The organism is Halobacillus trueperi (assembly GCF_003386945.1).
Lineage (GTDB): Bacteria > Bacillota > Bacilli > Bacillales > Halobacillaceae > Halobacillus > Halobacillus aidingensis.
Genome location: NZ_QUAE01000021.1, coordinates 1 through 17,816, shown reverse-complemented (window position 1 = coordinate 17,816; position 17,816 = coordinate 1). Strand labels below are relative to the sequence as shown.

The window sequence follows — 17,816 nt, the reverse complement described above, 5'->3', positions numbered from 1 at the left end:
AAAAGGTACATTTGGTTACTGTTCTTGAAATTGGACGCCCTTTTCCATTTCGTAAAGCACTTGTTCATTCTCTTCTCTTCCCATTGCTTCCTCGATGGCTGCAAAGCATTCAGGTTTTCCGATCTTTCCAAGCCCCCATGCAGCCGTTCCACGAATGACAGGACGCGGGTCTTCCTTCATCAAACGAATCAACTCATCAATAGCCGTCTCATCACGGTAATGCGCAAGAGCAAGAATAGCGTTTCGTTGGATTGGTTTTTTTCCACGCCATGAACCTGAAATGAAACCGAATTTCTCTTTGAATTGCCGGTTTGAAATGGATAGCAATGGGGTCAATTTCGGCTTGACGATTTCCGGATCTGGTTCGAACTCTTCATGATTATGAAAATCCTTCTTCCGGTTTTTTGGACAGACAGTCTGGCACGTATCACAGCCATAAAGACGGTTCCCGATTTTCGTCCGGAATTCATCCGGCAAAAAATCCTTCGTCTGGGTTAAAAATGCGATACAACGATTGGCATTCAACTGTCCCCCCTGAACGAGGGCATCCGTCGGGCACGCATCGACACAGATGTTACAGTCCCCGCAACTGTCATCGACCGGTTCATCCGGAGCAAATGGAATGTTCGTAACCAGCTCCCCAAGATATACATATGAACCAAATTCAGGAGTGATCACGGCACAATTTTTTCCACTAAAACCAATGCCCGCTCGTTCTGCTACGGCACGGTCAGAGAGCTCCCCCGTGTCGACCATCGATTTCAATTCCACATCCGGAAACTTTTTCTGTAAAAATGCTCCCAAACGGTTGAGGCGATCACGAACAACATCATGATAATCCTGTCCCCAGGAAGCCCGGCAGAAAATTCCCCGCCGGTCCCCTTTTTTACTTTTAGGAGCATCATGCATTTTCGAGGGGTAAGCCAGGGCGATGGAAATAATGGATTGAGCACCGGGAAGCAATCGGCCAGGTTCTGTCCGCTCTTGAACAGACCCTTTTTCAAAGCCGGACTGATAGCCAAGTTCCTGCTGCCGTTTCAGTCGCGCTTTCAATTCACCGAAAACGTCGGCGGAAGCAAATCCAATTTTGTCAATGCCGATTTCTTTACTGTAGGCAATAACTTCCTCTTTAAATTGATGAAAATCCACCCTGACACACCTCCTTTCTATCTTATATCTTTCACTTTCGCTGTCCGGATCCGGTTCAGCGTCGCTGCAATTTCAAAACGTCTCGGTCTAGCCAGCTCACCTGGGTGCTGGTCTTTGAATGGGGCAAATGAAGCGAGACCTTCTTGATCCAATTGATGTTCAATCATATCAAGTAGTTCATGAAGAGAATTTCCACGCTTCAGTACGCCTTTTTTATCTATATGAAGCAGTAAATCAGCAATCATCCTTGTCTGTGATGCATCGACGAGCTGTTCCACATGATCTAACGCGATGTCTTCACGGCCCATCAAAATCTTATGCATTCCTTTGGCCTGGACTTTTTCTTTCTTCCCTCTACGTGTCTGCAAGCTTTGAGGTAAAAAGGAACGTTTCGGGACAGCTCCGAAGGAATCATCATCCGATTCCATCCGGCCATTTGGATACTTACTCGCAATTTGCTTCGCTTTTCCCGTGACATTATGAGGAATATACTGATCCATCATGATGACATCATCTGCGACATGAAAGTAGTCTCCAGATCCACCCATAACAAGAATCGTAGAAACTTCTAATTCATCGCGCATCTGTTTAATTTTATCGATGAACGGGGTGATCGGTTCTTTCTCTTTCACAACGAGTTCCTGCATGCGCTCATCCCTGATCATGAAGTTTGTCGCACTCGTATCTTCATCAATCAGCAAGCTCGATGCCCCTGCTTCCAAGGCTTCTATGACATTCGCCGCTTGTGACGTACTACCACTGGCATTCTCTGTTGAAAACCTTGTCGTATCTGTCCCATGAGGAAGGTTTTTAATGAATGGAGAGATGTCTACCGCGGATACTTGACGTCCATCTTCCGCTCTCACTTTTACAGCAGAAGGATCTGTCAGCACATACTCACGGCCATCCCCTTCTATATGAGGATACACGCCACGCTCCATGGCATTCAACAGGGTACTTTTACCATGATAACCGCCACCGACGATTAACACAATTCCCCGCTTCAGAGCCATTCCCGTAATCGGTTCATCCCTGTGAGGAAGATCGATCGTCACCCGATTGGATTCAGGGCTCTCAAAAGGTACAGCATCTCGCATAGGTCTTTGACTAATGCCACTCTCCCTTGGAAGGATCGCCCCATCGGCAACAAAAGAAATCCAATCATTCTTTTTCATTTCATCAAGAATCGTTTGATGCTGATCCGCGAGTTGGCATACCGATTCGATTGTTTTATCTTTTATAGCAAAAACAGATTGGTTCATGATTTCTGGAAGAATGGAAAAGAAAAGCTTTTCCGCTTGTTTCCCATTGATCCGCCTACCATTAGCCGGCAGCCCGACCGTAAGACAGACTGTCATATCCTCAGCATTCAAAGAAACGGACGTCCGTTCCAGAATTTCCTGTCCCGGTTGATCAATCGCAATCATTCCACTTTTTCCTGAACCTTTTACACTTGTTTGAGTTTTATGAATGGTCTTCGCAACCACTCTTGTTATCTGATCTTCTGCATAATACTTCCTTCGAGCATCTTGTTTCCACTCAGGAGAGATTCTCCGCTCAGATTCCGGGATACGAATGCGGATTTTAGAAGGAGACGCAAAAGGGTCTCCCTGGACATAATCAATCATCAAATCATATCTCTCGAATGAATACGTCCCTTGAATTTGTTTATAAGCTTTATAGCTTTTTCCATCGATTTGTTTTAAATGTTGCTGCAATTTTTTCATCATGGATTCCTCCCTTGAACGAATAGGTCTATTATAGGGTTTATCCAAATTTCATCAATAAAAAACGCAATGCTTCGTTACCCATTTAACGAAACACTGCGTTGGTTCACATAAGTATAAAATAATAGCATTGGAGCGGGTGAAGGGAATCGAACCCTCGTCATCAGCTTGGAAGGCTGAGGTTTTACCATTAAACTACACCCGCGTAATTAATAATTCATTATTCTTGTTTTGTAGATATTCAATCGATGCCCCAGTTGTTCGAACAACCCTTATCGTTTATATTTGTAATCATAACATTCGAAATCTAGCGACGCAACATGAAATTTGCGATTTTTTGTCGAAAATTAACTTCTTCTTTACTTTAATAGTTTCATAATTACGCTTTCACATAGTATACCAAAAACCCCCTCTTCCTAAACGACACATTATTGAAGACTCAGTTTCAAGACATTCTGTAAGGTGGATCGGGCAAGGAGTCACACCATCCCCCGCCTCTCCCCAATGAAAAGCGACTTGTTTTCCCAACCATCATCCGCTCACAAAAACATCTCGAAACCGAATCTCCCACAATCCTGCCGTATAGCTGAAGGTTCATAAACGAAAAGAACTGTAGAAAACTTAATTGGTGATATCAACTTTTCTTGGACTGATAAACATAAATCATGGAGAAAACGAGAAAGGCAATGAAGTGAATGGAGTCGATAAACAGTTTAAAGAGATCAATCAGTGTGGTGGAATCCATAAGTGTCACCCCCAACAACTATTTAACTGCATCCGCTAAACATCGTTACTATGAAAATGGCAGCGCTTTAGAGGGTTTACTAGTTTCAATTTTGCAAGTAAAAAGACGCTTTCCCTTACCATGCCTCATTTTCTTTTTATTATTCTGAGATTTTTCTTTTTAAGACTTTCGGCTGGGTGGTCATCACCACTCCAAGGATAACAAGGAGCGCTCCAGTCACTTGTGCGACGCTTACCTTCTCTCCTAACCAGAAATAGGCCCCGGTCATTGTCACTACAGGGAGAAGGTTAAGAAATACAGAAGCTTTAGAAGCCCCTAAACGTTCGACAGCTGTATTATAAAACAATAAGGCAATGAAAGAAGGAAAGATACCGAGATAAAGGAAGCCGAAAATATTGGAAAGGTTCCATATAGATGGGATTCCATAAACCAGCCATTCAACCGTTATAAAAGGGAATAGGATGACTAAAGACAAACCTGTCATGACTAGAATCGTCCCTAATGGTGGAAACATAGACATCACTTGCTTAACGACAAGTGAGTACACAGCCCAACAAATAATAGCACCGACCATAATCCCATCACCGATGTTCCATCCTAAGTCAGCTAAATTGAATAGGTTTCCATTCATCACAACCCCTAGAGCTCCCAAAAGCGATAAAGCTATGCCCACCACTTGTAAGGCGCTTAAATGTTCTTTCAAAATCGCCCAGCTTAATACCACGGTCAACACCGGGATGAGAGTTTCGAGAACAGATACATTTGTGGCGGTGGTAAATTGTAATGAAGCATAAATGAACGTATTAAAAAAAGCCACGCCAGTCACAGTCATGACTAACAACGGCTTATAATATTTAAAAAAGACAGGTTTGGCCTTTCTCGCACTTTTGTATCCTACAGGAAGTAAAAATATAAAAGCTATAACAAGCCGAAGGTAAGCAATCGTGAATGGTGGGAGGTCATTCAGTGCTTTACCAGTAAGAATGTTCCCCCCATAAAAAATGACGACTAAAATAAGCAGTATGTATGGATACACTTTTCTCCCCCTTCCCCTGACTACTAAGAATAATGATACACACATAATACACCGGGGAAGAGCTCATCCCCCGGTGTATTATCTTCTTTCAATTTTTTACATCTATAAGATAACCGTACTCTTCAATGCAGCGATTAAATGTTCAAAGTCTTCCTCGACTTGCCTTCCAACATCATCCCGTTGGTAATCTTTGTTTTGTTTTTTAGAGCTTTCAGGCTCTATCAATAAGGTGCGTCCCTCCATAAAGGTGATTTCAATCTTACGCGGAGGGGTGTTTTCTGACAAACTGTAGTCTTCGAAGTATTCCTTCATAGAAATAATACGATCTGTAAACAAGGTTTCTTTTTTCAAGGCCATGTCCTGGGAAAGGCTGAGCACCGTTAACGTCCGGTCGTTACGATTCACAATAAACAATTGTTGTTGATCAGAGTCGATGACTTCTAACAAACGGTATTGGTCTGATTCGAATAACTCCTCCGTAAATTCAAGAATTGCCGCGGTCTTCAAATGACTTAACTCTTCCGTACCCAATCTTTCTTTTAAATGGATGGACATGTATTTGTAACCTCCTTAAGAATTTGTTCATACTACTCATCCCCCTTACCTTGTAAGTGAAAACGTGAAACGAGTAAAATAAACAAATTTTACCACAAAGAAAAGGGGGCGGGGTTCCGAATGTCTGATTCATTCGACAAACTTCCCTTTTTTATGTGTATAGATAGAGGTGTCCTATAATGGAAGCCCATTAGTGAAGGAGGACAGACATTGATAAAGGATTGACCTTGAAAAGGAATAACTTCGTTGTTTTTGATCTCCCCCACCTCCATCCTCCTTATTTCAAAACTTTTGTGATTTAGGGAAATACACAAGCCCTATCTTCTATGGTACGGGCACTTTTAATCGGCAAAATAAAAACGAATACAAATAAAAGAACACTGACTTCTCATTCTATGTAAAATTGGCCGACAACCTTCTCATTTAATTTTACAGCCGCTCAGAAAGAACCTTAAAGGACTCAACCGCTTCTTTGTAATAGGTGAACTGACGATTTTGAATGGTTCGCTCTAGTTTTTTGAGAGCAATGGAGGCTAATTGCTTTAAATCTTCATGACTGGTCATCTGCATCAGCTTTTTAATCATTACTTGCTTTTCTTTCGTGTCTTCCTCTAATTCCTTCCATTCCTCATCTGTATCTACATGATGTTCCCCCAAGTCCACCTCTACTCCCCGTCCAAGACCATCGATCAACTGTTTCATTTCATCATTCTCATCCACACTTTCCTGAATGGACCGGAGTGTTCTGGTATCCACAAGCTCTTCTTTCACTACCACTTCCATTTCTTCCGTCTCTGCTTTATCAATAATCACCGTTTGGTAGGATTGCTGATCATCACTTGGCAGGGCTTGAACATTCACATTTTCCTGCTGATCGACTTCCGTTATCTGCCACACTCCAAACCCTAGTGCCAATACACCGAGAATGGAAGTTCCTTTTACAAACTTACTCATTTTCCATCCCTTTCTCATCAGTTTTTTATAATTTTATATTTTCCGACATTTCATTGTAACGTAATTGTAACATTCCATGAAATAACAGTAAATGAAAAAAGAGAAGCTGTATGGAAGCTTCTCCTTTGGATCAATCTATAAGTTTTCTAAAAATAATCGAATGACATCCGCACCGCCTATAAATGTCCCTAACGAACTTCCGATATTCGCAAGAACAACGACAAGAAGGATACGAGTCACTTTATTGTTCCAGAATCCTTTGACACTTGTCACGTCATCAGACAATGTTTCAAAATCTGCTACATTGGGACGCCGGAAGTAGGCTTGGACAATCCCTGCAAACCACCCTGCCGCAATCAATGGATTCAATGAAGTGATCGGAGCCATGATGAATGCTGACACAATGGCTAACGGATGGGCAAGAGCTGCAGCTGCTCCCAGCGCAGAGAAGGACCCATTCCAAAGCACCCAGCTGATGGTTTGTTGTGTGCCCGCTGCCGGATTTGAAAAAAAGGTGTAGAGAATGATGGATACAATCAACACTGGAATACTCCACCCGATGATTTTCGGTACCTTCGATTTGGGCGGCCGCTGTTTCAGCTTTTTCAGATCATGTTCTTTATGGATTTCTTCCTTGATTCCGGGTACATGGGCGGCTCCAAGAATAGCGACTACTTTTTCTCCTGGGGCATCTTTAATTTTCTGTGCAAGGTACTGGTCCCGTTCATCAATGAGTGGTTTCTTCAATTTTGGAAAGTTATCCGTCAAATCTTGAAGCATCCCGTCAAGCATATCCTGGGACTTCATCTTTTCCAACTCTTCTTCAGAGATTTTGTCGTTACTGAAGATGCCATAAAAGATGGACAATAACAGCTTCATCTTCCCTCCAAGGCCGATGTTTCCCCATATCCTTGAAAAAGTGATCTGGATATTTCGGTCAGCTAACACAAGCTCTGCTCCGATTTCTTCAGCTGACTCAATCCCCTGAATCATTTCCTGACCCGCTTGAATACCAAACTGCTTCGCCATCCGTCGCTGAAAAGAGGAAATGGCTAAGTTCACAAGCAATAAGGTTGCTTTTTTGTTCTTAATCACTTCAAATATATCTGTGTTCTTCCAACGATCACCATCTTGGATGGACTGAAACCTTTGCTCATCAAGTTCGACACAAACCGAATCCGGTTGCTCTTCTTCAATGACACTTTTAACTTGTTCAGCACTTGCCTTTGAAACGTGAGCGGTGCCCACAAGAACGTATTCCTTATCATCTATGTGAATTCTCGTAATGTTATCTTCCAATGCAGACATCTGAACCTTCCTTTTTTGCTAACCGTTATTTTCTCTCCCCTCTAATATTAAACTAGATGAGCCCAAATGAGAATGCTTTCGAATAAAAACATGGCATTGACAACGACCTGTAGGAAGGATAGAATCTCCTATAATTATATCAACCATTCAACCTTGCGTATAAATTTGGAAATAAGGTCCAAATGTCTCTACCGAACCACCGTAAATGGTTTGACTACGAGAGGGATTAACGAATCCTTCTCTTGTTTTCTGCACACGCAAAGGCTTTAAAAAGAGGAGGAACACGAATGAATATTGAAACACTAACAAAAAAGATAAAGGTAGCAAATAAAGAATGTCCAGCAGACCTAGTCATTAAAAATGCGCAAATCGTTGATGTCTTTAATGGGGAAATCATTCATAAGGATGTCGCGATTGTCGATGGGTTCTTTGCAGGTTTAGGAGAGTACGAAGGAAAAGAAGTGATCGATGCTCAAGGACAGTACGTGGCACCTTCTTTCATTGATTCTCATGTACACATTGAATCATCCATGGTCCCGCCTTCGGAGTTCGCTAAAGTCGTCATCCCCCACGGTGTGACTACGGTTATTACCGACCCTCATGAAATCGGAAACGTCCTTGGGACAAATGGCATCCAGTTTATGCTCGATGACGCTAAGGATCTTCCTATGGACTTTCATTTTATGCTCCCTTCCAGTGTTCCCGCCACCCCTTTTGAAACGTCAGGGGCAGAATTACACGCACCTGACCTTCAACCTTTTCTTAGTGACTCACAAGTCCGGGGACTCGGAGAAGTGATGGATTATTCATCACTCCGAAACGCTGATCCGCGGTTATTGGAAAAAATCGCACAAACGATAGAAGCGGGTGGTTATGTCGACGGACACCTTGCTGGTTTGAATGAAGATGCGGTCAATCTATATTCGAGTGCAGGGGTTCAAACCGATCATGAATGTAATACTGCAGAAGAAGCCCTCGCACGCCTTCAGCGAGGCATGTATGTGAGTATCCGTGAAGGTTCCGCTGCCAAAGACCTGCAAGCCCTTTTGCCTGTAGTGAACGAAAGGAACGCCAGACGTTGTCTTTTCTGTACAGATGATAAACATATCGATGACCTTTTAAATGAAGGGAGCATCGATCATCACATCCGTTTAGCTACAGCCCAGGGCTTGGACCCCATCACCGCTATCCAAATGGCCACATTAAATGCGGCCGAGTGTTATGGACTTCATGATAAGGGAGCGATTGCGCCAGGCTACATGGCCGACTTCCTATTTTTTAAAGACTTACACGCACTGGAAGTGACACAAGTGTTTAAGAAAGGAAAGAAAGTGGCTTCCCATGGAACATTAGTAAAGGATCTACAACCTTCGTCTTCAAGTTCTCAAAAAATCACAAACAGTGTTCATATTCCAAACCTTTCAAAATCACAATTGCGTATACCTATAAAGGATTCTCAAAAAGGAAACATCATAAAAATAAACAAAAATCAAATTAGAACGGACCACCTTATTGAAGAGGTTGAGCTGGAATCAGGCTCCTTTCAACCTTCTGTAAACAAAGACCAATTAAAGTTGGTCGTCGTAGAGAGACACCACCAAACGGGGAACATTGGACTTGGGATTGTAAAAGGGATGGGGCTTCAAAGAGGAGCTATAGCTACAACCATTGCCCATGATTCTCACAATATCGTAGCCGTAGGCACAAACGATGAAGATCTCGTCAAAGCTATCCAACACTTAGGGGAAATCGGCGGGGGAATGACCTTATTTCATGAAGGGAGCCCCCTCTCTTCGTTGCCCCTTCCGATCGCTGGACTGATGTCAGATCAAGGGTACGAGGAGGTAGCTCATCAATTAGTAGACATTCACAAAGATCTGTCTACCCTTGGCTTTACAAATGACTTTAATCCATTTCTCACCCTGTCGTTTCTGACATTACCCGTCATCCCTAGCCTGAAGCTTACGGATAAAGGCCTTTTTAGCACAAAAGAAGCGAAACACATATCTGTATCGATTTAACAAAAAATAAGAAGCCGGGCATCAGCCTGGCTTCTTATTTTTTCTAACTGGAATTGGACTTACCCGTCATCTCTCTGCTCACTTTTTCAACAATCCGGGAAAGGTCCTCATCGATTCTTGCACCGCTGAACCTCAAGACTGTCCAACCATGATTTTTAAGATAAGATTCTTTTTCCCACTCTTGTTCCCACACATCGGAAGAAATGAGAAAATCATGCTCTACGGCTTCCACCGCAATTTTCAATTCTGGAAAAGCGACATCAATCGTGTACTGATCCACCCGATAACCCAATGTAGGCTGTAAACCATGAGCAAGAAAACCTTCATATAATCTCCTGACTAAATTTGAGCTGATTCCATCAGCATCCATTTCCTCTGGCTGCTCCTCATTTCTGACTCTTAGTGTCAGCAAAACGGCAAGGAGCAAAAGAGTCATAAAAGCCGCATACTCGATAAACATGTTTATGTTCATATTCATCACCCACTACTATTCTATCCAAATGACTCCTGTTCTTATTCATGCGATTTACACTCTATGATCTTTTCATTCCAAACAGAAATAAAGCGACTGCAAAACCTACAGCATCCAAAAGATATCCAGCCCACAAACCTTCCATCTGTTTATCTCAGATGAATGTGATTCTTTTTATATATTCGTTTCTATTTGACTCGTTACTTCATTTGCATAGTTATTTAGAGAATGTTGGTCCATGTCTCCGATACGGCGTATCCTATAAAAGTTTGATAGCGTTTCAATCTCTTCGATATGGTCATCCATTCCAAATGTCCCTGCTTCCAGCTCCCGATATCCATTTTTATCAAAAGTAAGTAGGTTTCAGGTTGACGAAACTGTTTTAAAATGTAGTCAGACCATATTCATCTTTCGGCAGTTCATCAAACAGCTGCATTGGGAAGCTCAATGGATACCCTATCGGAAACAGATCGTGTGGCATTAACTTTGTATTCGTCTAACTACTTGTTAAACGCATAAAAAAGACGCCGTGAGTTTAATCACAGCGTCTTTTTTCGACTATTTTTTAGTATCGGTGGCCGGGGTCGAACCGGCACTCCGAAGCCTTCGACGATGGGCACACCGTACATTTATCCGAGCATTTGGCGGGTTAATTAGCGTACGATTGGTGCAACCCGTTTTCCTACTATTAATTTTACGTTATGTTCCGTGGAAAGACAAGGCATTTTCGAGAATCGCTCTCTGTTGAAGTGAGTCAGACTATTTCCCCGTGGAACCGAAAGTTACTTCGCTGTATGACTTCTCTCTGCATTTGATTACATGGTACTATTACTTTAAATAGATAGTTTAAAGAGAGGGAATTGTCTTGGATAAACTCAATGTAGAAATAGTAAACAGTTGTGAAGGTTTAGATTGCATTAGTATTGTAGATTGGTTACAGTTTTTCGGTGCCATCGGTGGTGCATTTCTTGGCACCTTAATCGCAGGATTAGTAACTTTGAGCTCTGTAAAGAAACAGTTAGTATTCTCTAGGGATATGGAAAGAAAAAGGGAGTTAGATAACTTCATCAAATTATTTACTGCCATTTCTTATATACTTAGCAGAGAAATTACCTATCTTGAAAAGTTTATAGAAAAAATTAAGGTTACTAATGATACAAAACACATTGAAAACTTATTAAAAGACCTAGCTGTTCAACTTGAATCCAAACAAGATGATTTACGCAGATTTGATTACGTAAGTGTACCTCCTACCTTGTACATGAGAATTAGCGGTATAGACAGTGTGATGAATGATTTTATTGCTTCGTTCATGAAAGTAAACTTTGAAGAGGATTACATAATAAGTGAATCAGAAAAACAGAAATTTATAGAAATTACGGAGGGTCTTTATAACAATGTTAAAAAGTTTCAAAATGAACTTATCGCAATGGATGAACAATCAATTGCCGAAAGTAAATTGCTAGATAACAAATGGAATGAAAAAAATACCGGCACTCTAAGATATTTCATTTCTAAAGCATTTCGACGCAAAAAAGACGGTAACCGTTAAGCCCCGCCCTTTCAACGATTATTTAAAGTTGATGATTTTCGTGGTAGTACTGAAGTTAATCATCGTAGTCCCCCGCTTTGATTTGCTTCATTTTCGAGAGTAGGAAAGTTCGGAGTTCTCCTTTCGGGAGGGTTGAAAAGTTGGATTGTACGAAGGTAGTCGGAGGGTCTTCATCTTCAAAGTCGCTGACGTCGATTAATCTGTCGCCGTCTGGTAGTTTTAGTGTCGAGATGATTTCGAAAAGCTCTATTTCAGTAGCTTTGGTCATTCGTTATACTCCTTCGAAATGTTATCGAGGTATTATTCGACACTTCCCGTGAGCTTCCTCCTTTATCGCAAAGAAAAAACGAGGCCAAGCTGCCCCACCGTTCTAGTTTCAAGTTGGACCGAACCTCTCCGCATGGTCATATGGGGGATAAATGCGGTGTACCTCACAGAGCGTTTCATCATCGTATTCTTCTTGCAAACGTTGGTATGCGTTATTGTACAACGCTTCGAGATCGTCTTCTTTCTTTTGAGATGCGAGAAAGAAACATTGGTAGCACTTGTTAGCTCTTAGGTAGTGATTCGGTAACTCACCTCGAGTTTTACCCCATGAGTAAACGAACATATCTCGAAACTCCTCTTCACCCATATCCAAGCGTAAAACGAGGCGTTGGACGTACTTGTATGATGGGAAGCCTTTGATAAGCAAGTTTCTTACGAGCGATACTCGATTTCCATACAAAACACCGCTAGTCTCCGAGATAAACACACGTAAGAATTGAAAGAGCGCATCATCAAAACGCTTCTCCTCTAAAAACCCCACTTCGAATACTCACTTCAATCATCGTTAATACCCTCTTGAATTTTTTCATTTGTACGAGGAGAAATCTTTTGAGGTCATTTTTGGGGAGAGTATGGATGTTGGATTGTACGTAGGTGTTCGGAGGTTCGGGGGAATGGCGGTCGCTGACGTCGATAAGAAGGTCGGCGTCAGGCAACTTTAACGTTGAAACGATTTAATAACGCCCCGCTCCTGCAAAGTCGAGGAATTTTTTTTATGCGTTTGATAGTCTTTCATGGTACACACTGCCGATATTTTCCCCTAATTTAATTATTAAACAAAAAGATATATGAACCATTTGTAGAGAAAAGGCTCATATATCTTTAATAACTTGATTTAATTCTATAATATTATTCTCTTTCGAATTAGGAAATAAATTTCTTACCACTATAACTGTAATAGATATTATTTGAGCGTACATCCCAGTGAAAAAAACATTTACTACCCACTCTTCTAACGTAAAAACTCCACAAGCAACTAGGATGAAAATACCATTTCCTACAATAAGCTCAGCCACTAACGCAATCAATATCCATCGAGCATAAATCTTTCTCATATTTCTCTCTAAATCTTGTTGGTTCCTCCAAACTTCTAGTACAGTATCTGTTTTTTGTTTCTTTAAGTTCGTCTCATGTATAACCTTATATGTCTCCAACTGATCTTTTGTAACATTACTTATTTTACGCTTAATGGGTAACTGTTTTTCTTGCCTACCTTGGGTATCAGGAGTTTCTTGGGTTTCTTGTCTTTTTTGTGATGAACTTTCTTTCATGCTTGGATAATTCCCAGATTTATTAATCTATACCCCATGGCTGAAGAAGAGACATTAAACAATTTTGCCATTTCCCCAATATCATAGGTTTCTTTCCATTTGGCTTCCACCCAATTTTTTGGCATTAACAGAGAAGCTGCAAATTGGTTAGCTTCCCTTTCTTTCTGCTTATCAGTATCACCGTATACTTCTTTTCTAAAGAAGCTTTCATTAATACTATTATCGACGTACACTCCGTCTCTAATTCCTTGTAAATGGAGAAAATAATGCCCTAACTCGTGTGCAATAGTAAACCTTTTACGAACTGGATGATGGAAGTGATTAACAAAAATCGTCTTTTCCATTCCGTCAATATCAATAAGACCCGAAATCTCTTCTTCAGTAAACTCTACACTTATCACTTCAATACCTTCAGCGTTTGCTATTTCTAATGGGTCGATAGGTATAATCTGTGGATGATAGCGTTCTAAAATATCATTAGCTTTTTCTTCAATATCTACTATTTTTTCTTGGAAGCCAGTAGTCATACCCTTTAACCTCCCTCTCAGTGTATTAAAGTCCATACGAATGATGTTGGACACATGAATACACCACCCTTTCACTTCTCCTATTTGTTGCATTTCTAAATAATATGCTGGAGTTACTGTTTAGAGAAGAGTAAATAGGGTTAAGATTGTATTCGTATTACAATTTTACCTCTAAAGGTAAGTTTTAACAAGTCATGAATATTAACTCAACCTTACTAGTATTTACCCTCCTGCAAGTTATCCTAAGCTTGATTTTACCTATTCCCGTTCTCTCCATCCTTTCCATCCCTCCTATAAAATATGCAATGCTTGATAAAGCCTCTAAATAGCAGCTATATGTTTAGTCTTAAAATGGGAACAATTACTTTATATTGTTAGTTTATTTACGGCGATAGTTGCATGACTTGTACGAAAAGTATTCTCATATTATTCCAGAAACGTTGAATACGTAATCTCAAAGTTCATGGGCGAAATAGTCGAACCTCATAACGATAATGGATAAAAAAAGGTTCTACGTCAATTGTTGGGGTGGGAAGCCTGTTCCCACTCCTTATCCTACTTGAAAGTCTTTTAATTCTTTGAATTGATGATGCAGTAATACCTTAAATCGAAGGCGATCATATCTTCTAAATCCAAACGCAATCCGTTTAATGACTTAAGTTTGATTGTTCAACCCCTCAATAAAACCATTGCTGTAATTGAAGGAAAAGCTATTCAGCACTTCAACTTGCCAATTCTTCAGGGTCTGAACGGCCTGATTGAACTCTATTAAACCACTGGCTTTCACTTGTTCGTAATACCTATATAGCGATGCTTTTACTTCGTGAATCGCTGTTGTTCCGTTTCGTTTCGCTGCCTCAAACCAGCTTCGGAATGCTTTCCATAAGCGGTACGTAAATACTCTGACATACCTAAATACCTTTCCAAATGCCAATGCTGCTTTTGACTTAAGCGGTCATACGATTTATAAAAGATATGCTTCATACGTTTACACTTTTTGCGATCGTACTCATGAAATTCCTTCTGTACTCTGCGGCGCACTTTTTCTAAAGCCCAATAAATGTATCGACAAAAGTGAAAGAGATCGGCGACAATTATCGGATCTCCCAGTGCTTTTTGAACAGCTGATTTAAAGGAATGACTCATTTCCATAATCACAATTTGGACGTTTTGCCCTTTTGATTGAAGGTATTGTTTGACCGTTTTTACGGACCGATCCGGCAAGATGTCCAACGGTTCACCTGTGTACCCGTCTCCTATAATGACTTGATATTTACCGGCTTTCGTATCACCTTTGTATTTATCGATCGCAATCACTTCAGGTAACTTATCCAACTTCTTCAACATCGGCGCTGAAACCTTATCAAAGCGACGCATGGCGGTGGTTTGGGATGTGCGGAACTGGGCAGTTGTATCTTTGAAATTCATGCCCTGGATCACTCGAAGCCCCAGCGCTTGGTTCCACTCTTTCGTGTGTCACTGATAACGCTCGACAATGGGATTAGACTCCGCAAATTGCTTCCCACATACACAGGCATAGCGGCGTTGCCTATAGTAAAGATAGGTGGAGCGTTCAAATAATTTGAGGTGCTGAACCTTTTGAATACGGTAATCATGGACATTAGAGGTCGTTTCTCTGCATTGAGGACATGTGTGTACGTGTTTCGGAATCTAACACACCAGCTCTTTCTTCCATTTGAGTTACCTTAACGTCTTCTAATCCTGGTAATATCATGTTAAAATGCATGTGCATACAACTCCTTGCTTGCTTGTTTCTCGACAATTCAAGTGTAGTAGACAAGGAGCTTGTGTGCATTTTTTATGCCGAATTTTCTAAGACCCTAACAAATATTGTAGAGCCAAAAAAAAGCGACCCCCCTCGAAATCCGGGGACGGTCGTTTTCGTTTACTTATTCGATTCCATTCTCGATGACGTATCTATCTTCGCATTCCTTCGCCTAGTCATGACCGTTTCCCCGTTCCGTAACGTAAATATATTCGCCGTCTTCGGATGAACCGATATGGCCGACGCCTTCAACGAAATACAGATCGATAAAGTCTGCCCCATCCTCTTCGCTCATGAAATTAAAAAGTCGCTCGGTTAGTTTCGCATACTTTTCCTCTAGTCCGTGAATAACGAATTCCTCTATAAATTGATCTTGCGTTAGTTTGCGCATGTAATCATTTCCCTTCGAAATTAATTCGCAAGGGGGCAAACACTACGCACGATCCATTTTATATACGAAAAAAGACGCCCCGAAGGACGTCTCTTAACCATTTCATTAGTACCGGTGGCCGGGGTCGAACCGGCACTCCGTGAGGAACACGATTTTGAGTCGTGCGCGTCTGCCAATTCCGCCACACCGGCATGTGTCTATGGAGGCGGCAACCGGAATCGAACCGGTGATAAAGGAGTTGCAGTCCTCTGCCTTACCGCTTGGCTATGCCGCCATATCACGTTCAATTACGATTGTATCATATTCAAGTTCGATTGAATATGTGATTTTTTTGGAGCGGGAGACGGGATTCGAACCCGCGACCCCCACCTTGGCAAGGTGGTGTTCTACCACTGAACTACTCCCGCAATTAAAGTGGCTGGGCCAGCTGGATTCGAACCAGCGCATGACGGTACCAAAAACCGTTGCCTTACCGCTTGGCTATGGCCCAATATATATGTTTCTTTATCGATATAATGGGGCGGCTGATGGGAATCGAACCCACGAATGCCGGAACCACAATCCGGTGCGTTAACCACTTCGCCACAACCGCCATAATTGAAAAGCAGGGGTAGTAGGAATCGAACCCACATTGACGGTTTTGGAGACCGTAGTTTTACCATTAAACTATACCCCTATTTGATTGAAAATAAATGGTGGAGGGAGTAGGACTCGAACCTACGAACCCGATGGGAGCGGATTTACAGTCCGCCGCGTTTGGCCAACTTCGCTATCCCTCCACGCTGAAAAACTTTCAGATGGTGCCGGCCAGAGGACTTGAACCCCCAACCTACTGATTACAAATCAGTTGCTCTGCCAGTTGAGCTAGGCCGGCTAAATGGTGGCTCGGGACGGAATCGAACCGCCGACACACGGATTTTCAGTCCGTTGCTCTACCGACTGAGCTACCGAGCCAAACTATGTATTTACTGATTTAAAGTGGCGGTCCGGACGGGACTCGAACCCGCGACCTCCTGCGTGACAGGCAGGCATTCTAACCAACTGAACTACCGGACCAATTTGGTTGTACTTGTTAGTACTACTATTTTCATTTAACTAGGATGATCATTCGACGTAGTGAAATGAATAATTTGGTTGCGGGGACAGGATTTGAACCTGTGACCTCCGGGTTATGAGCCCGACGAGCTACCAGACTGCTCTACCCCGCGATAATGTGAATTCTTTTAAGAACTCATGATATTGATTTTCGTTATGGTGGAGGATGCAGGGTTCGAACCTGCGACCCCTTGCTTGTAAGGCAAGTGCTCTCCCAGCTGAGCTAATCCTCCGATAAGTGGTGACCCGTACGGGATTCGAACCCGTGTTACCGCCGTGAAAGGGCGGTGTCTTAACCACTTGACCAACGGGCCAATGTTAGATGGCGGAGAGTGAGGGATTCGAACCCTCGAAACCGTGGTAACGGTTTACACGAATTCCAATCGTGCTCCTTCGGCCAACTCGGACAACTCTCCATATGGCTCCAACGGTAGGATTCGAACCTACGACCGATCGGTTAACAGCCGATTGCTCTACCACTGAGCTACGTTGGAATATTATTGAAACCTGGCGACGTCCTACTCTCACGGGGGTAAACCCGACTACCATCGGCGCTGAAGAGCTTAACTTCTGTGTTCGGCATGGGAACAGGTGTGACCTCTTCGCCTTCATCACCAGATCTCTGTGAGTCTCTGTTTTTCAGGGACAAGATATATTATATTGTCCTTCAGAGAAAAAATCAAGGGTTAATTTCAAGTTTTTTTGAAAACCCTCAAAACTGGATAAGGAAACATCTTGTTTAAAAGAGTACGATCTTTTCACGAATGATTTTCATCAGATAGATAAGTCATCGATCCATTAGTATCCGTCAGCTCCACGTGTCACCACGCTTCCACCTCGGACCTATCAACCTCATCGTCTCTGAGGGATCTTATTTGCTTAAAGCAAAGGGAAATCTCA

General features: G+C 42.0%; 13 protein-coding genes, 16 tRNA genes, 2 rRNA genes, 1 pseudogene and 1 riboswitch. Of the genes and pseudogenes, 2 read left to right on the top strand and 30 right to left on the bottom strand.

The genetic code is table 11. From position 1 onward, the window contains the following. Nucleotides 1–15: 15 nt before the first annotated feature. The 7 genes from queG to DYE48_RS17545 all read right to left on the bottom strand — a co-directional run bounded on the left by queG (nt 16) and on the right by DYE48_RS17545 (nt 7,474). Entirely contained in the window at nt 16–1,149 is a 1,134-nt protein-coding gene (gene queG / locus DYE48_RS17575; RefSeq protein ID WP_115824732.1) for a tRNA epoxyqueuosine(34) reductase QueG, read from the bottom strand. A 17-nt stretch (nt 1,150–1,166) separates the two neighbouring features. Next, nucleotides 1,167–2,876 (bottom strand): ABC-ATPase domain-containing protein, encoded by a 1,710-nt coding sequence (locus tag DYE48_RS17570; protein WP_115824731.1) that lies wholly within the window; start codon nt 2,874–2,876, stop codon nt 1,167–1,169. 131 nt (nt 2,877–3,007) lie between these two features. Further along, nucleotides 3,008–3,081 (bottom strand) — tRNA-Gly (locus tag DYE48_RS17565). 679 nt (nt 3,082–3,760) lie between these two features. Further along, nucleotides 3,761–4,657, bottom strand: a complete 897-nt coding sequence (locus tag DYE48_RS17560; RefSeq protein ID WP_244199466.1) for a DMT family transporter — start codon at nt 4,655–4,657, stop codon at nt 3,761–3,763. Nucleotides 4,658–4,759: 102 nt separating this feature from the next. Continuing rightward, nucleotides 4,760–5,212: a hypothetical protein gene (locus tag DYE48_RS17555; protein WP_089654796.1), complete on the bottom strand. Its 453-nt coding sequence runs from the start codon at nt 5,210–5,212 to the stop codon at nt 4,760–4,762. 429 nt (nt 5,213–5,641) lie between these two features. Further along, on the bottom strand, nt 5,642–6,166 hold the full coding sequence (locus DYE48_RS17550) for a hypothetical protein (protein WP_115824729.1): 525 nt from the start codon (nt 6,164–6,166) through the stop codon (nt 5,642–5,644). Between the two features lie 135 nt (nt 6,167–6,301). After that, nucleotides 6,302–7,474, bottom strand: a complete 1,173-nt coding sequence (locus tag DYE48_RS17545) for a TraB/GumN family protein (RefSeq protein ID WP_115824728.1) — start codon at nt 7,472–7,474, stop codon at nt 6,302–6,304. A 135-nt stretch (nt 7,475–7,609) separates the two neighbouring features. Next, a riboswitch (purine riboswitch) is annotated at nt 7,610–7,711 on the top strand. Nucleotides 7,712–7,761: 50 nt separating this feature from the next. On the opposite strand from DYE48_RS17545, the gene ade reads away from it, so the two are divergent. Next, complete coding sequence (gene ade / locus DYE48_RS17540; RefSeq protein ID WP_115824727.1) at nt 7,762–9,495, top strand: adenine deaminase; 1,734 nt, start codon at nt 7,762–7,764, stop codon at nt 9,493–9,495. A 43-nt stretch (nt 9,496–9,538) separates the two neighbouring features. On the opposite strand, the gene DYE48_RS17535 is transcribed toward ade, so the two are convergent. Next, nucleotides 9,539–9,967 (bottom strand): DUF559 domain-containing protein, encoded by a 429-nt coding sequence (locus DYE48_RS17535; RefSeq protein WP_167449545.1) that lies wholly within the window; start codon nt 9,965–9,967, stop codon nt 9,539–9,541. Nucleotides 9,968–10,832: 865 nt separating this feature from the next. On the opposite strand from DYE48_RS17535, the gene DYE48_RS17530 reads away from it, so the two are divergent. Further along, nucleotides 10,833–11,519 carry a hypothetical protein gene (locus DYE48_RS17530; protein ID WP_115824725.1) on the top strand — a complete coding sequence of 229 codons (687 nt, stop codon included), beginning with the start codon at nt 10,833–10,835 and terminating at the stop codon, nt 11,517–11,519. Between the two features lie 55 nt (nt 11,520–11,574). Here the strand turns inward: DYE48_RS17530 and DYE48_RS17525 are convergent, their stop codons facing one another. The 22 genes and pseudogenes from DYE48_RS17525 to DYE48_RS17415 form a co-directional block, all read right to left on the bottom strand. Beyond that, nucleotides 11,575–11,787, bottom strand: a complete 213-nt coding sequence (locus DYE48_RS17525) for a hypothetical protein (RefSeq protein ID WP_115824724.1) — start codon at nt 11,785–11,787, stop codon at nt 11,575–11,577. Between the two features lie 871 nt (nt 11,788–12,658). After that, the gene (locus DYE48_RS17515) at nt 12,659–13,117 is read right to left on the bottom strand and encodes a hypothetical protein (RefSeq protein WP_115824722.1); all 459 of its coding nucleotides are present in this window, start codon (nt 13,115–13,117) and stop codon (nt 12,659–12,661) included. Further along, nucleotides 13,114–13,644 (bottom strand): ImmA/IrrE family metallo-endopeptidase, encoded by a 531-nt coding sequence (locus DYE48_RS17510; protein ID WP_167449544.1) that lies wholly within the window; start codon nt 13,642–13,644, stop codon nt 13,114–13,116. Before DYE48_RS17510 ends, DYE48_RS17515 begins: the two co-directional genes overlap by 4 nt. 550 nt (nt 13,645–14,194) lie before the next feature. Continuing rightward, a pseudogene (locus DYE48_RS17505) lies at nt 14,195–15,397 on the bottom strand (ISL3 family transposase). Nucleotides 15,398–15,602: 205 nt separating this feature from the next. Further along, on the bottom strand, nt 15,603–15,821 hold the full coding sequence (locus DYE48_RS17500; RefSeq protein ID WP_115824720.1) for a hypothetical protein: 219 nt from the start codon (nt 15,819–15,821) through the stop codon (nt 15,603–15,605). 109 nt (nt 15,822–15,930) lie between these two features. Continuing rightward, nucleotides 15,931–16,012 (bottom strand) — tRNA-Leu (locus DYE48_RS17495). 9 nt (nt 16,013–16,021) lie between these two features. Continuing rightward, nucleotides 16,022–16,095: transfer RNA gene (locus DYE48_RS17490), tRNA-Cys, on the bottom strand. 58 nt (nt 16,096–16,153) lie between these two features. Next, nucleotides 16,154–16,228: transfer RNA gene (locus tag DYE48_RS17485), tRNA-Gly, on the bottom strand. Nucleotides 16,229–16,236: 8 nt separating this feature from the next. Further along, nucleotides 16,237–16,311, bottom strand: a tRNA-Gln gene (locus DYE48_RS17480). A 26-nt stretch (nt 16,312–16,337) separates the two neighbouring features. Then, nucleotides 16,338–16,413 (bottom strand) — tRNA-His (locus DYE48_RS17475). A gap of 13 nt (nt 16,414–16,426) precedes the next feature. Continuing rightward, nucleotides 16,427–16,497, bottom strand: a tRNA-Trp gene (locus DYE48_RS17470). 17 nt (nt 16,498–16,514) lie between these two features. Continuing rightward, nucleotides 16,515–16,600: transfer RNA gene (locus tag DYE48_RS17465), tRNA-Tyr, on the bottom strand. 19 nt (nt 16,601–16,619) lie between these two features. Next, nucleotides 16,620–16,695 (bottom strand) — tRNA-Thr (locus tag DYE48_RS17460). A 4-nt stretch (nt 16,696–16,699) separates the two neighbouring features. Further along, nucleotides 16,700–16,775: transfer RNA gene (locus DYE48_RS17455), tRNA-Phe, on the bottom strand. A 25-nt stretch (nt 16,776–16,800) separates the two neighbouring features. Further along, nucleotides 16,801–16,877: transfer RNA gene (locus tag DYE48_RS17450), tRNA-Asp, on the bottom strand. 75 nt (nt 16,878–16,952) lie between these two features. After that, nucleotides 16,953–17,029: transfer RNA gene (locus DYE48_RS17445), tRNA-Met, on the bottom strand. Nucleotides 17,030–17,073: 44 nt separating this feature from the next. Continuing rightward, nucleotides 17,074–17,149, bottom strand: a tRNA-Val gene (locus DYE48_RS17440). 6 nt (nt 17,150–17,155) lie between these two features. Then, nucleotides 17,156–17,230, bottom strand: a tRNA-Glu gene (locus DYE48_RS17435). Between the two features lie 9 nt (nt 17,231–17,239). Then, nucleotides 17,240–17,332: transfer RNA gene (locus DYE48_RS17430), tRNA-Ser, on the bottom strand. Between the two features lie 3 nt (nt 17,333–17,335). After that, a tRNA-Asn gene (locus DYE48_RS17425) sits at nt 17,336–17,410 on the bottom strand. An 11-nt stretch (nt 17,411–17,421) separates the two neighbouring features. After that, a 5S ribosomal RNA gene (gene rrf / locus DYE48_RS17420) occupies nt 17,422–17,535 on the bottom strand. Nucleotides 17,536–17,694: 159 nt separating this feature from the next. Beyond that, a 23S ribosomal RNA gene (locus DYE48_RS17415) occupies nt 17,695–17,816 on the bottom strand; the annotation flags it as partial.